We start from the raw sequence: 12,581 nt of genomic DNA, 5'->3' as shown, positions 1-12,581 counted from the left end.
CGATCAGGACGCGGGAGCGGCCTGGGCGTCGACGGCCACCTTCACCAGCGCGGCGAACGCAGCGGCGTCGGTGACGGCGAGGTCGGCGAGGACCTTGCGGTCCACCTCGACCTCGGCCAGCTTGAGGCCGTTGATGAACCGGCTGTAGCTGATGCCGTTGATGCGGCACGCGGCGTTGATGCGGGTGATCCACAGCTTGCGGAACTCGCCCTTGCGGGCTCGCCGGTCCCGGAACGCGTACTGCAGGGAGTGCATGACCTGCTCGTTGGCGGCGCGGTACGAACGGCTCTTGTTGCCGTAGTACCCCTTGGCCCGCTTCGAGCGTGGCGCGGCGGTGCTTCTTGGAATGGACGGCGCGCTTGACCCTGGCCATCGTGGGCTCCTTTCGAAGAGGGTTGTTGGAGTTACTTGCCGAGCATCCGCTTGATGCGGGCGGCGTCACCGGGTGCGATGACGACCTCGTCCTTGAGGCGTCGCTTCACGGTGGAGGTCTTCTTCTCCAGGATGTGGTTGCGGAAGGCGCGACGCCGGCGCAGCTTGCCGGTGCCCGTGGCCTTGAAGCGCTTGGCCGCGCCGCGGTGGGTCTTCATCTTGGGCATTGCGTTCGTTCCTCCTGGGCGCCGCCGCGGTGGGCGGCGTCGGGGTTCAGGCTTCGGGCTCGGTGTCGGGCTCGGAGGCGTCGGGCTCGGTGGAGTCCTCGGCTTCGGGCTCGACGACCTCGTCGGTCGCCTCGGGTTCGGCCTCGGCCACCGGTTCGGTGGCTTCGGGTGCTGCCTCGTCCACCAGGGCGGTGGGCTCGGGAGCTTCGTCGATGGGGGTGCCGGCGGCCGCTGCTTCCTCGGCTGCCTTCTTCAGCTCGGCGGCGTGGGCCGCCTGCGCCTTCTTGTCCGGAGCGAGGACCATGATCATGTTCCGGGGGCCGTCGAGCTTGGGGTAGACCTCGACCCGTCCGGTGTTGATGATCTCCTCGGCCACGCGGTCGAGGATCTTCTTGCCGAGCTCGGGGTGGGCCACCTCACGTCCACGGAACATGATGGTGACCTTGACCTTGTGTCCCTCGGCGAGGAACCGCTCGACCTTCTTGGTCTTCGTCTCGAAGTCGCCGCCACCGATTTTGGGGCGGTACTTCATCTCCTTGATCACGACGTTGGTGCTCTTGCGCCGTGACTCCTTGGCCTTCTGCGCCGTCTCGTACTTGTACTTGCCGTAGTCCATGACCCGGCAGACGGGTGGGTTGGCCTTGTCGGCGACCTCGACCAGGTCGAGATCGAGTTCACGGGCGAAGATGAGCGCCTCGGGCAACGGCTTGATCCCGATCTGGGCACCGTCGGGGCCGACGAGTCGGACCTCTCGGGCTCGGATGCGATCGTTGATCCGTGGCTCGCTGTTGTTGGGGGTTGGCGCAGCTATGGCCGGTTGCTCTTCATTCGGTGCGTAGGTCCTCCCTGACGCAGGTGCGTTCTGGCTGGTGGGCGGACACCCGCAACGAGGCCGAAAGCAACGAAGCGGATGTCGGAGAAGCCGACATCCGCTGACGCCCGGAGGCGCTGGCAGCATCGACCCGGCGCACGGTTGCCCCGGAGGGCGGTGGCCGGGTGGGGGCTGGGCCCCGCTTCCCTGGTTGTTGCGTGTCGTAGGGTACCAGCCGATCGTGGCGCTCCCGCAACTCCGGCGCGTGGCACCTCGGCCGATGCCCTGCACCCTGATGTCTCGGAAGGCACCTCGCATGAGCTTGTGGACCCCTGGCGGCAACGACGGCGGCGGCGCCGGGACCGGTGGATCGGGGGGCTCGGGACGCCCGGGCCCCGCCGGCGACCAGCCCCGCCTGTCCCCGGACCAGGAGCTGGAGGCCCACGAGATCGCCGCGGAGATGCAGCAGGTCCGCGACCAGCTCTCCCAGGTGCCCGCTGCGGTGGTCATCGCCAACCACGCCATGGGCTGCTACGAGCTTGCCGCCATCCACCTCTCGAACCAGCCGCCCCGGCTGGAGGAGGCGCAGCTGGCCATCGACGCCTTCGGGGCGCTGCTCGGCGCCATCGAGGGCCGCCTCGGCCCGGACGAGGCCACCCTGGCCGACGCCCTCGCCCAGATCCGCCTGGCCTTCGTGCAGGTGAAGGCCTCGTGGGAGGGCGCGGCCCCGGGCGACGGCTCGCCGATCACGCCCGACACCACCGAGGACGACGGCGGCGACTGAGCCCCGGTGGGCTGCGGCGGTCCCCGGGCTCAGCCCGGGATCGCCGCCACGGCGACGGCCTCCAGGCCCGTGGGCCCCGGCTCGGCGCGGTAGGCCACGGTCGCGCCCACCGCGATGGTGCGGGACCCGTCGGCGATGCGGGTGCAGTGGAAGTACCAGGCCTCGCCCGACGCCGAGTCGGTGAGCAGCCCCGCGCCCACCTGGTCGTCGAAGGAGGCCACCACGCCCCGACGGGCCGAGAAGGCCGCGCCGGGAGCGTGGGGATCCGCGGCCAGTGAGGCTGCGGGCGAGGTCACGGTCAGCCGACGCCGAGCAGGTCGACCACGAACACCAGGGTCTCGTTGGGAGCGATGGCCCCGGGCGCCGCGCGAGCCGTAGCCCTTCTCCGGCGGGATGGTGATCTTGCGGCGGCCGCCCAGCTTCATGCCGGCCACGCCCTCGTCCCAGCCGGCGATGACCTGGCCGGCGCCGAGCCGGAAGCCGAAGGTGTCGCCGCGGTCCCACGACGCGTCGAACTGGCCCTTGGTGGACCAGGCCACGCCCACGTAGTGGACCTCGACCGGCTGGCCGGCCACCGCCTCGGGGCCGTCGCCGACCTCCAGGTCCTCGAGCAGCAGCTCGGTGGGCGGGGGCCCGTCGGGGATGGTGATCTCTGGCTTGGTCATGGCCCGGAACCCTACCGGCGGGCTCGACCGGCCACGACCGGACCGGGCGTCACCAGGACGTGCTGCCCCCGCCGCTGCCGCCCGAGTGGCCACCCCCGCCGCCGCCGGAGCCGCCACCGCTCGCATGGCCTCCGCCACCTCCGAAGCCGCCGCCCCCGAAGCCGCCGCTCCCGCCCCAGCCCCGCCGTCCGCCGCTTCGCCGGCGGGAGTACTCGCCGAAGCTCTCCTCGGTCTCGCCGGCGTCGAACTTGGCCTTCCAAGAGAGGTAGCTGAAGCCCCACGAGGCGAGGGCCGCCACCACCAGCAGGAGCATCCAGCCGACGGGGAAGCTGCCCGACGACGACGACGAGGCGCTGCGCTCCTGCGACGCGGACGGGGTGTCCCCGAAGTCGACCGCCGGGCTCGACCGGTAGGACGGCTGGCGCAGCTCGGCCAGGCCCGCCGCCAGGCCGCCCGCGACGTCGCCCGCCCGGAAGCGCGGGTTCATCACGTCCTCCTGGACGGCCTCCCACCGGCCTTCGAGGTCGCTCGCCCAGTCGGCGCCGTACCAGAGCCCGGTCGTGCGGGCCGACGGCTGGACCATGACCAGCACCCGGTTCGCGGGACGGTCGCCGCCGACGGTCCACCCCGGGCACGCCGCCTCCAGGTCGCGCTGGCGGGCGTCGATGTCGCCGTCGGTGGGGCCCTCGACCCGGACCCGCACGTCGGCCCCCTCGTCCTGGAAGGCGAAGGCCGCGTCCTCGACGGCGGGGTCGTCGCCCAGCTCGCCAGCAGGGTCCCACACCAGCTGGTCGCACCCGAGCGGGTCCTTCGGCGGATCGGCCACCACCAGGCCGAGGACCCCCTGGAGGACGCCGAGCCGATCGCCGGTCCGTTCGAGCACGGCGGGGAACCGGGCGCCGAGGCGAGGCCGGAGCTCGGCGCCGTACCGGACGGCCCCGCTTCCCGTCGGGCCGAGGAACAGCTCCAGGCCCCGGGTTGCCCGGCGTCCGTCATCGCCCAGCCAGCGGCACCGCTGCTCCAGCTCGGCGATCGCCCCCGAGGTGGGAACGGTGCTGACCAGCCGGACGTGGGCCTCGGTGCCGGCAGCGGCGAGGCGGAGCGCGAGGCCCACCACGTCCTGGCCGACCGGAGCGGCGGCATCGGTCCGCTCGTCGTGCACCAGGTCGTCGCACCCGTCGTCGACCGGCCCGGGGACGACCGGCGCGGCCACGGTGGTCGTCGTCGCCGGGTCCTGGGCAGCCGCCGGCCCCGCGCCGACGCCGACGCCGAGGCCGGCGCTGAGCCCGACCGCGAGGGCCACCAGCAGGGAGGTCCGCCCGGACGACCGGTGGCGGTGCTTCGTCACGAGGGGCATGGCCGGACCTCCGGTGAGCAGGGGGGGCGACGGTTCCCGCTCCCCCACCCGACGAAACGCCGGCCGGCGCGGTTCCTCAGCCCTTGCGGATGCGCGCCACGAGGCGGGCCATCTCGACGACGACCTTGGCGCCGTCCTCACCCACGTTGTGGCCCTCGGGGCCCTCGGAGCGGGCCAGGGCCTGCTGGAGGTTCTCGACCGTGAGGGCGCCGAACGCGATGGGCACCCCCGTCTCGAGCTGCGCCTGCTGGATGCCCGACGCGCACTCCCCCGCCACCGATTCGTAGTGGGTGGTCTCGCCGCGGATCACGCAGCCGAGGCAGATCACCGCGTCGACGCGGCCCGAGAGGGCCCAGGTCTTGGCGGCCAGCGGCAGCTCGAAGGCACCGGGGACCCAATCCTCGGTGACGTCGTCGGCATCGACCCCCGCCGCCGCCAGCCCACGGCGCACGCCGTCGAGCAGGCGCAGCGTGATGTGGGAGTTCCACCGGGCGGCGACGACCGCCACCCGCAGCCCGTCGCCGTCGAGGACGGCCTCCGGAGCGCCCTCGCCCTGGTGGTCGCCGGCCACGGCTACACCTCCGCCTGGTCGGCGGCGACGTCGTCGGCGGACGACGGCGTGATGGCGCCGGCCGGGTCGGCCGGGAGGTCCTCGAGGCCCTCGAGCAGGTGGCCCATCTTCTCGGCCTTGGTCTTGAGGTAGCGGATGTTCTCCGGGTTCGGCGCGGTGATCGACGGCACCCGCTCGGTGATGTCGAGCCCGAACCCGTCGAGGCCGCCGTACTTCGCCGGGTTGTTGGTGATGACCCGCATGGACGTGACGCCCAGGTCGACGAGGATCTGGGCGCCGATGCCGTACTCGCGCGAGTCGATCGGCAGCCCCTGCATCTCGTTGGCCTCGACGGTGTCGGCGCCGGCGTCCTGGAGCTCGTAGGCCCGGATCTTGTGGCCGATGCCGATGCCCCGGCCCTCGTGGCCCCGCAGGTACACCACCACGCCGGCACCCTCGTCGGCGATCATCTTCATGGCGGCGTCGAGCTGCACGCCGCAGTCGCAGCGCATCGAGCCGAAGACGTCGCCGGTGAGGCACTCGCTGTGGACCCGCACCAGCGTGTTGTCGCTGCCGGACAGGTCGCCCTTGACCATGGCCAGGTGCTGCTCGCCGTCGAGGACCGACTCGTAGACGTAGGCCTGGAAGTCGCCCCAGCCGGTGGGGATGCGGGCCTCGGAGACCAGCCGCACCAGCTTCTCGGTGCGGCGGCGGTAGCGGATGAGGTCCGCGATCGAGATCATGTGGAGGTCGTGCTCGCGGGCGAAGCGGCGCAGCTCGGGCTGGCGGGCCATCCCCATCTTGTCCTCGTCGACGATCTCGCAGAGGATGCCGGCCGGGTACAGGCCGGCCATGCGGGCGAGGTCGACGGTGGCCTCGGTGTGGCCGGCCCGCTTCAGCACGCCGCCCTCGCGGGCCTCCAGCGGGAGGATGTGGCCGGGGCGGGCGAGGTCACCGGGACGGGTGGTCGGGTCGACGAGCGCCTGCACCGTGGCGGCGCGGTCGTGCGCCGAGATGCCGGTGGTGGTGCCGTGGCGGTAGTCGACGCTCACCAGGAAGGCGGTGCGCATGGACTCGGTGTTCTGCTCGACCATGGGTCGCAGGTCGAGCTCCGCGGCGCGCTCGGACGTGATCACCGAGCAGATGAAGCCCGACGTGTGGTGCAGGAAGAAGGCGACCTTCTCGGGCGTCACGTGCTCGGCCGCCATGATGAGGTCGCCCTCGTTCTCGCGGTCCTCGTCATCGACGACCACCAGGATCTCGCCCCGGGCGAAGGCCTCCAGGGCCACGGAGATCTCCGACAGCGGCCCGTCGTCGGACGGCCCGTTGTTGGTGCTCGTCACGGTGCCCTCGGGGGTGGTGGTGTCGGTCATCGGTGTCCTTCCAGAAGCGACTCGACGTACTTCGCGATCACGTCGAGCTCGAGGTTGACGGGGTCGCCGGGCCCCTTGGTGCCGAGGGTGGTGACCTCGGTGGTGTGCGGGATGACGGCCACGGAGAAGCCGTCGTCGTGGACCCGGGCCACCGTGAGGCTGATGCCGTCGACGGTGATCGAGCCCTTCTCGACGACGTACCGGAGCAGGTCCTCGGGGAGCGTGATGCGCAGGTCCGGGGCGCCGTCGACGATGGTGCCGACGGCGTCGACGTGGCCCTGCACGAGGTGGCCGCCGAGCCGGTCCTCCAGGCGCACGGGGCGCTCGAGGTTGACGCGGTCGCCCGGCTCCAGCGCGCCGAGGCTGGTGCGGGCGTAGGACTCCTCGACCACGTCGGCCTCCCACCAGTCGTCGCCCCAGGCGACCACGGTCAGGCAGGTGCCGTTGACGGCGATCGAGGCGCCGAGCTCGATGTCGCCGAGCACGGTGGTGGCGCCGAGGCGCAGCTTCGGGCCCTGGCGCGACACGACGGTGCCCAGCTCTTCGACGATCCCGGTGAACATCAGCGCGGCTCCTGGGTGGCGGACTCGGGGACTTCGGGGATGGGCCGCGGCGCCAGGGGGGGGCCCGCACGATCGGCACCTGGCCCGTGGTGGGCGACGGCGCGACGGGCCGCACGTCGATCCGGAGGTCACCACCGAGGTGGGCGACGCCGGTGATGGTGCCGCGCCACACCTCGGCGATGGTCTCGGCGCCGGGGCCGGCGAAGATCGGGCGGGCGTCGTCGCCGCCGAAGATGGCCGGCGCCAGGTACACGATGTAGTGGTCGACCAGCCCCTGGCGGTGGAAGGAGCCGGCGACCGTGGCCCCGCCCTCCACCAGCACCTGCAGCACCCCCCGGTCGCCGAGCTCGGCGAGGAGGTCCTCCAGCTCGCCCTGGAACTCGAGCGCCGGCTGCACCTTCGCCTCGGCCGGGGCCTTGCCCAGCACCACGCGGAGCGGATCGCGGCCGGCGACCTCGTGGCGGACCGTGAGCGAGGGGTCGTCGGTGCGGACGGTGCCGGCGCCGACGACGATGGCGTCGCTCTCGGCCCGCACCCGGTGGGCGTCGGCGCGGGCGGCCCCGCCCGTGATCCACTGGCTGGAGCCGTCGGGGGCCGCGGTGCGGCCGTCGAGGCTGGCGCCGAGCTTCAGGACCACCCAAGGGCGGCCCGTGGTGCGGTGCTTGACGTAGGCCGCCAGCTGCGAGCGCACGGCGTCGGCCGACTCCCCCACCTCGACGTCGACCCCGGCGGCCCGCAGCCGCTCGATGCCCCGTCCCGCCACCCGGGCGTCCGGGTCCTCGATGGCCACGACCACCCGGGCCACGCCGGCGGCGAGCAGGGCATCGGCGCACGGTCCGGTGCGCCCGACGTGGGCGCAGGGCTCGAGGGTGACCCAGGCCGTGGCGCCCCGGGCCGCCTCGCCCGCGGCGTCGAGGGCGACCACCTCGGCGTGGCGGCCACCGGGTGGCTCGGTGGCCCCGGTGAACACGCGGCCATCGGTTGCCTCGATGACGCACCCGACCCACGGGTTCGGCGAGGTGGCGCCGCGGACCGACGCCGCCAGGTCCATCGCCTGCTGCATCGCCTCGGTGTCGTCCACCTGTGCTCCGTTCGGGGAAACGGGCACGCGAACGCGCGAAGGAGCGCGTTGCGCACCCTCGCTCTCATCCGGACTATCACCGTCGGCTCCGGGATCTCACCGGATCGGCCCGGACCGTGAGGTCCGGGTTCGCGGGCTGTACCGCCGGTTGGGAGTTGCACCCAGCCCCGCGAGGGGGCACTCAGTTCAGGTTGTGCTCGAAGTGTACGGGGCCGATCCGGTCGCGGACAACACCGACCGTTCCCCGTTCGACCACCCCGCCCCGCCGCCGAACCGGGCTGGGAACTGGTCGCTCCGCCGGCCAGGATCCACCCACTTCGAGGAGGCGCGGGAGCGGGCGATCAGTGGGGGCGGTCGCCGGCCAGGAGGGCGAGGGCGTGGGGGACGACGTCGAGGACGGCCTCGAGGCACTCGACGGCGCCCTTCGGGGAGCCGGGCACGTTGAGCACCAGGGCGGTGCCCACCGTGCCGGCGATCCCGCGCGACAGGCGGCCGAGGGGGTTCACGAGCCGCATGGCCTCGGCGAGGCCGGGAGCCTCGCGCTCCACCAGCAGGCGGGTGCCCTCCGGTGTGAGGTCCCGGGGGCCGAAGCCGGTGCCCCCGGTCGTGACCACCAGGCCGGCGAACCCCTCGGTGCGCTCGCGCAGGGCCGCCGCCACCGCGCCGACCCCGTCGGGCGAGGTGGTCACGGGGTCGACCAGCGCGCCGACCGCCTCCAGCGCAGCCCGCAGGGCCGGACCGCCGCGATCGTCCCGGGAGCCGTCGGCGACGCCGTCGGACACCACCAGGATCCGGGCTCGCCACCCGGGCCCGGCGGGCGTGCCGGGGACGGCGCTCACGACGGGGCCGTCCAGCGGAACAGGGCCATGCCGTCGGTGCCGGCGGCCTGGGGCAACAGGAGCGCACCGGTCCCCCACGGCACCCACGGATCGCCCGGCACCTCGGCCGGGGTCCACGTCGGGCGGGCGGCGGTGAACGGCTCGGCCACCCCGGTGGTCTCCGCCACCGTCAGGGTGCACACCGAGTACACCAACGTCCCGCCGGGCCGCACCAGGGCGGCGGCCGCATCGAGCAGCCGGCCCTGCAGGGCGGCGAGGCGGGCCGGGGCGTCGGCTTCGATGCGCCAGCGGGCGTCGGCGCGGCGCCGGAGCGACCCGATGCCAGAGCACGGAGCGTCGACCAGCACGCGGTCGAACGAGGCCGGGGCGAACGGCGGCGCCGTGCCGTCGGCCACCAGGACCTGGAGCTGGGCCGCCGACAGGCCCACCCGGTCGCGGTTGTCGGCCACCAGGCCGGCACGGGCGGGACGGGCGTCGGCGGCCACGACCGTGGCGCCGGTGTGGGCCAGGGCGGTGGCCTTGCCGCCCGGGGCGGCGCAGAGGTCGAGGACCCGCTCGCCGGCCCGGGCCCCCACCGCCTCGGCCACCCACTGCGAAGCGGGGTCCTGCACGTAGCCGTCGGACCGCTCGCTCGTGCTGGCGGCGCCGTTCATCGACTCGAGCGCTGCGAGGGCCGCCTCGGCGCCGAGGTCGGCCTGCAGCTGGCCGACCAACCAGTCGGGGTAGCTCAGCCGGACGGCGTCGGACGGCCAGGCGTCCTCGGCGTCGGCGACCTTGCGCAGGACGGCGTTGACCAGGCCGCGGGCCTTGCGGGGCACGGTGTCGACCGTGGCCGACACCGCTGCGTGGGGCGGGGTGCCCAGCATCCGCAGCTGGTAGGTCCCCAGCCGCAGCGAGGCCCGGACGGCCGGGTCGAGGTCGCCGAGGGCGTAGCGGTCGACGAACCAGTCGCACGCCCGGCGGTGGCGGGTGGTGCCGTAGACGAGCTGGGTGGCGAAGGCGCGATCGCGGTCGGCGAGCCCGCTGCGCTCCAGGAGCTTGGGCAGGACGAGGTTGGCGTAGGCGCCGTCGGCCTCGATGCGCAACAAGGCCTCGACCGCCACCTTGCGGGCATCGGGAACGGGACGGGCGGGCGCCGGGCGGACCGAGGCGGTCCCCGGTGGCGTGCGCCCCGCCGGGCCCTGGCCGCGGGCCTTCTTGTTCTTGCGGCGCTGCTGGCCGCTGGGGCGCTTGGCCGGTCCGGTGTCGGTCATGCGTCGACCCCGGCGCCCAGCAGCTCGCCCGCAGCAGGGCGGGCGCCGTTGGCCCAGTCGCCGAACGCGGTGGCGGCCTTGCCCTCGGGTTGGACGTCGAGCAGCTGCAGCGTGCCGTGGCCGGTGGCGGCCCGGTCGGCGTGCAGCTCGCCCGGGGCGCCGGGCGCGGGGTCGGCCGGCCACGGGCGGCTGCGGAGGACCTTCAGCCGCTTGCCGCGGAAGGTGGTCCACGCCCCGCCCACCCGGACGACGCGATCGAGCTCGACGGCCGGCCGCTCCCAGGGCAGGTGGAGGTCGGCCGGGCCGAGCTTGGCGGCGTAGGTGGGCTCGCCCTCCTGGGGCACCGCCGTTCCCAGGCCGGCCGCCAACGTGTCGACGAGCAGGCGGCTGCCGATGTCGGTGAGCTGCGCGCCGAGCTCGGCGGCGGTGCTGGTGCGGCGGATGGCCAGGTCGACCGAGGCGTACACACCACCGGTGTCGAGCCCCTCCTCCACGGCCATGACGCAGACGCCCGTGCGCTCGTCGCCGGCGAGCAGGGCCCGCTCCACCGGGGCGGCCCCCCGCCAGCGGGGCAGCAGCGAGAAGTGCAGGTTCACCATCGGCAGCACCTCGAGCAGGGGCCGGCGGATGATGCGGCCGTAGGCGACGACCACGCCGAGGTCGGCTCCGACGGCCGGGACGTCGGCGAGGTCGTGGCTGACCTGGAGACCCAGCTCGATGGCGGCCAGCTTGACCGGCGTGGGGCTGGGCTCGGCCCGGCGGCCCCGCCGCTTGTCGGCCCCGGTGACCACGAGGGCGACCTCGTAGCCCGCGGCGTGCAGGGCGCGCAGCGGGGCGACGGCCATCTCGGGGGTGCCGAGGTACACCAGGCGACGGGGGTGGGCAGGCGGGAGCGGCAGCGGCGCGCTCGCCTCGGGGGCGACGGGGTCGGTCACGGGGTGCTCAGCGCAGCGACAAGCGGCGCGACGGGGCCGCCGGAGCGGGCTCGGCGTCGAAGCCCAGCATGAGGTCGCGCACCTGGCGCTTGGCCTGCTTGGCCTGGTCCGGGTCCAGCCGCTCGATCAGCAGGACGCCGTCGAGGTGGTCCAGCTCGTGCTGGAACATGCGGCCCTCCAGCTCCGAGGCCTCGTGGGAGACCTCGTTGCCGTCGAGGTCCCGGCCCACCACGTGGACGCGGTTCGGGCGCACGATCGACCACGACATGCCGGGCACGGAGAGGCAGCCCTCCTCGTAGGTCCACTCACCGTCGGACTCGACGATCCGGGGGTTGACCATGGCGTGAGCGCCGGTGCCGTCGTTCAGGTCCCACACGAAGAGCCGCTTCTGCACGCCCACCTGCGGGGCGGCGAGGCCGATGCCCGGGGCGGCGTACATGGTCTCGACCATGTCGTCGACGAGGCGCACGAGACGGCCGTCGATGTCGGTGACGTCGGCGGCCTGCTGCTTCAGGACCGGGTCTCCGATCACACGGATCTCGTAGGGGGCCATGGGCGCCAGGCTACCGTCGCCACGGTGCCGCCACCGCAGCCCGACCCCAGCGACCACTACTTCTCGGCGTCGCCCAGCCGGGCGTCGGACCGCCGGGCCGTCGAGCTGGTGCTGCCCGAGGGCCGCCTGATCCCGCTGGTCACCGATGTCGGGGTCTTCTCGGCGGACAAGGTCGACGACGGCACGCGCGCCCTGCTCAGCGAGGGCCCGCCGGCCACGGGACCGGTGCTCGCCGACGTCGGGTGCGGCTACGGGCCCATCGCCGTGTCGCTCGCCCTGCGGGCCCCGGACGCCGTGGTCTGGGCCGTCGACGTCAACGAGCGGGCCCGCGACCTCTGCCGCCTCAACGCCGAGGCGAACGGCGTGGGCGATCGCGTGCGGGTCGTGGCGCCCGAGGCCGTGCCCGCCGACCTGGTGGTGGACCAGCTCTGGTCGAACCCGCCCATCCGGGTGGGCAAGGCCGCCCTCCACGACCTGCTGCGCACGTGGCTCGATCGCCTGCGGCCCGAGACGGGCACCGCGGCGCTCGTCGTGCAGAAGCACCTCGGCGCCGATTCGCTGGTGCGGTGGCTCGTGGCCGAGGGTTGGCCCACCGAGCGCCGGGCGTCGCGAGCTGGCTACCGCATCCTGGGCGTCGCCGCCCGCGCCACCACGGCGGCCCCCGCCGCCCCCACCCCCGAAGACGAGGTCGCACCGTGAGCCGCTCCCTGGGCAGCACCGAGCTCAAGCGGCTCCACCGCGAGTGGCGGCGCCAGGCCCCCGGCAAGCTCGGGCTCCTGCTCGACTCCGTGGCCACGCCCTACAACGTGGGCTCCATCCTGCGCACCGCGGCGGCCCTGCGGGTCGACGACGTCTGGATCTCCGGGCAGACGGCGCTCGAGACGCTGCCCGGCACGCAGAAGACGGCCCTCGGCTCGCAGCGCTTCCTGACCTTCCACCACGTCGAGGAGCCGGCCGACGCCCTGGCGGCGGCGAGGGCGGCAGGCTACCGGGTGGTCGGCGTCGAGCTGGCCGACGGGGCGACGCCCATCCACCAGGTCGACCTCACCGGCGCCGTCTGCCTGGCCCTGGGCCACGAGGACCGGGGCCTCTCCGCTGCCGTGCTGGCCGGCGCCGACGCGCTGGCGTTCATCCCCCAGCTGGGTCGCATCGGGTCGCTCAACGTGGCCACCGCGGCCAGCATCGCCCTCTACGAAGCCCGTCGGCAGGCCTGGCCCA

Annotated in this window: 13 protein-coding genes, 4 pseudogenes and 1 riboswitch; of the genes and pseudogenes, 3 read left to right on the top strand and 14 right to left on the bottom strand. The window is 74.2% G+C overall.

The features are described from left to right. Nucleotides 1–3: 3 nt before the first annotated feature. The 3 genes and pseudogenes from rplT to infC form a co-directional block, all read right to left on the bottom strand. A pseudogene (rplT, locus tag KSP35_RS03485) lies at nt 4–373 on the bottom strand (50S ribosomal protein L20). A gap of 31 nt (nt 374–404) precedes the next feature. After that, the gene (rpmI, locus tag KSP35_RS03480; RefSeq protein WP_216998960.1) at nt 405–599 is read right to left on the bottom strand and encodes a 50S ribosomal protein L35; all 195 of its coding nucleotides are present in this window, start codon (nt 597–599) and stop codon (nt 405–407) included. Nucleotides 600–645: 46 nt separating this feature from the next. Further along, on the bottom strand, nt 646–1,362 hold the full coding sequence (gene infC, locus KSP35_RS03475; RefSeq protein WP_254127165.1) for a translation initiation factor IF-3: 717 nt from the start codon (nt 1,360–1,362) through the stop codon (nt 646–648). Nucleotides 1,363–1,726: 364 nt separating this feature from the next. On the opposite strand from infC, the gene KSP35_RS03470 reads away from it, so the two are divergent. Continuing rightward, the gene (locus KSP35_RS03470; RefSeq protein WP_216998958.1) at nt 1,727–2,194 is read left to right on the top strand and encodes a hypothetical protein; all 468 of its coding nucleotides are present in this window, start codon (nt 1,727–1,729) and stop codon (nt 2,192–2,194) included. 29 nt (nt 2,195–2,223) lie between these two features. Here the strand turns inward: KSP35_RS03470 and KSP35_RS25520 are convergent, their stop codons facing one another. The 11 genes and pseudogenes from KSP35_RS25520 to def all read right to left on the bottom strand — a co-directional run bounded on the left by KSP35_RS25520 (nt 2,224) and on the right by def (nt 11,363). Beyond that, a complete protein-coding gene (locus tag KSP35_RS25520) occupies nt 2,224–2,490 on the bottom strand; it encodes a cold-shock protein (protein ID WP_216998956.1) in 267 nt (88 codons plus the stop codon). A gap of 2 nt (nt 2,491–2,492) precedes the next feature. After that, nucleotides 2,493–2,859, bottom strand: a pseudogene (locus KSP35_RS25515) (FKBP-type peptidyl-prolyl cis-trans isomerase). 49 nt (nt 2,860–2,908) lie between these two features. Next, on the bottom strand, nt 2,909–4,216 hold the full coding sequence (locus tag KSP35_RS03455) for a TPM domain-containing protein (RefSeq protein WP_216998954.1): 1,308 nt from the start codon (nt 4,214–4,216) through the stop codon (nt 2,909–2,911). Between the two features lie 76 nt (nt 4,217–4,292). Next, nucleotides 4,293–4,787 (bottom strand): 6,7-dimethyl-8-ribityllumazine synthase, encoded by a 495-nt coding sequence (gene ribH / locus KSP35_RS03450; protein WP_216998952.1) that lies wholly within the window; start codon nt 4,785–4,787, stop codon nt 4,293–4,295. Between the two features lie 2 nt (nt 4,788–4,789). Beyond that, nucleotides 4,790–6,139 (bottom strand): bifunctional 3,4-dihydroxy-2-butanone-4-phosphate synthase/GTP cyclohydrolase II, encoded by a 1,350-nt coding sequence (locus KSP35_RS03445; RefSeq protein WP_217002094.1) that lies wholly within the window; start codon nt 6,137–6,139, stop codon nt 4,790–4,792. Then, nucleotides 6,136–6,702, bottom strand: coding sequence for a riboflavin synthase (locus KSP35_RS03440; protein WP_217002092.1), 567 nt, complete (start codon nt 6,700–6,702; stop codon nt 6,136–6,138). The genes KSP35_RS03445 and KSP35_RS03440 overlap by 4 nt, the downstream gene beginning before the upstream one ends. A gap of 241 nt (nt 6,703–6,943) precedes the next feature. Further along, nucleotides 6,944–7,753 (bottom strand): annotated as a pseudogene (gene ribD, locus KSP35_RS03435) (bifunctional diaminohydroxyphosphoribosylaminopyrimidine deaminase/5-amino-6-(5-phosphoribosylamino)uracil reductase RibD); the annotation flags it as partial. An 82-nt stretch (nt 7,754–7,835) separates the two neighbouring features. Next, nucleotides 7,836–7,962: riboswitch (FMN riboswitch) on the bottom strand. Between the two features lie 162 nt (nt 7,963–8,124). Then, a complete protein-coding gene (locus KSP35_RS03430; RefSeq protein WP_216998950.1) occupies nt 8,125–8,622 on the bottom strand; it encodes a molybdenum cofactor biosynthesis protein B in 498 nt (165 codons plus the stop codon). Next, a complete protein-coding gene (locus KSP35_RS03425) occupies nt 8,619–9,875 on the bottom strand; it encodes a transcription antitermination factor NusB (protein ID WP_216998948.1) in 1,257 nt (418 codons plus the stop codon). Before KSP35_RS03425 ends, KSP35_RS03430 begins: the two co-directional genes overlap by 4 nt. After that, nucleotides 9,872–10,810, bottom strand: a complete 939-nt coding sequence (locus tag KSP35_RS03420; protein WP_216998947.1) for a methionyl-tRNA formyltransferase — start codon at nt 10,808–10,810, stop codon at nt 9,872–9,874. Before KSP35_RS03420 ends, KSP35_RS03425 begins: the two co-directional genes overlap by 4 nt. A 7-nt stretch (nt 10,811–10,817) precedes the next feature. Further along, the gene (gene def / locus KSP35_RS03415; RefSeq protein ID WP_216998945.1) at nt 10,818–11,363 is read right to left on the bottom strand and encodes a peptide deformylase; all 546 of its coding nucleotides are present in this window, start codon (nt 11,361–11,363) and stop codon (nt 10,818–10,820) included. A 24-nt stretch (nt 11,364–11,387) separates the two neighbouring features. Between def and KSP35_RS03410 the strand changes: the two genes are divergently transcribed. Together KSP35_RS03410 and KSP35_RS25510 are read left to right on the top strand one after the other, a co-directional pair. Beyond that, nucleotides 11,388–12,062 (top strand): class I SAM-dependent methyltransferase, encoded by a 675-nt coding sequence (locus KSP35_RS03410; RefSeq protein ID WP_216998943.1) that lies wholly within the window; start codon nt 11,388–11,390, stop codon nt 12,060–12,062. After that, nucleotides 12,059–12,496, top strand: a pseudogene (locus tag KSP35_RS25510) (TrmH family RNA methyltransferase); the annotation flags it as partial. The gene KSP35_RS03410 and the pseudogene KSP35_RS25510, both read left to right, overlap by 4 nt. Nucleotides 12,497–12,581: the final 85 nt, after the last annotated feature.

The organism is Aquihabitans sp. G128 (genome assembly GCF_019048865.1).
GTDB lineage: Bacteria > Actinomycetota > Acidimicrobiia > Acidimicrobiales > Iamiaceae > Aquihabitans.
The sequence above is the reverse complement of the archived record's forward strand: the minus strand, read 5'-3'. Positions and strand labels throughout refer to the sequence as shown.

What these genes read in the sequence shown, in the direction of transcription:
- rpmI (WP_216998960.1), bottom strand. Translation starts at nt 599, where the DNA reads ATGCCCAAGATGAAGACCCACCGCGGCGCGGCCAAGCGCTTCAAGGCC.
- KSP35_RS03470 (WP_216998958.1), top strand. Translation starts at nt 1,727, where the DNA reads ATGAGCTTGTGGACCCCTGGCGGCAACGACGGCGGCGGCGCCGGGACC.
- KSP35_RS03455 (WP_216998954.1), bottom strand. Translation starts at nt 4,216, where the DNA reads ATGCCCCTCGTGACGAAGCACCGCCACCGGTCGTCCGGGCGGACCTCC.
- KSP35_RS03445 (WP_217002094.1), bottom strand. Translation starts at nt 6,139, where the DNA reads ATGACCGACACCACCACCCCCGAGGGCACCGTGACGAGCACCAACAAC.
- KSP35_RS03440 (WP_217002092.1), bottom strand. Translation starts at nt 6,702, where the DNA reads ATGTTCACCGGGATCGTCGAAGAGCTGGGCACCGTCGTGTCGCGCCAG.
- KSP35_RS03425 (WP_216998948.1), bottom strand. Translation starts at nt 9,875, where the DNA reads ATGACCGACACCGGACCGGCCAAGCGCCCCAGCGGCCAGCAGCGCCGC.
- def (WP_216998945.1), bottom strand. Translation starts at nt 11,363, where the DNA reads ATGGCCCCCTACGAGATCCGTGTGATCGGAGACCCGGTCCTGAAGCAG.